We start from the raw sequence: 253 nt of genomic DNA on the forward strand, positions 1-253 counted from the left end.
CGAGGATGTACTCGTGAAGCTGCTTGTACAAGAGGGGAAAGCGGCTAACGCGGAAGAAGCCAAAGCTTGGATTGGCAAGCAATCTTCAGCACAGCTGGAAAGTTACCTGCGTGCACTGCCTGCGGACAAGCTGGTCACAGCGTTTGGGGCAACTGCAATCCGTATGGAGCCATTCCCGCATCTGTTCCGCGATGGAACAGTGGTTCCAAAAGAAGGCTTTGACGCCATCGATAGCGGGAATTATACGAAGGTT

General features: G+C 53.0%; 1 pseudogene. It reads left to right on the top strand.

Annotated elements, in window-relative coordinates:
• A pseudogene (locus tag AC1ECF_RS17735) lies at positions 1-253 on the top strand (carboxylesterase/lipase family protein); the annotation flags it as partial.

It is taken from the genome of Psychrobacillus sp. Z3-81 (genome assembly GCF_056620325.1).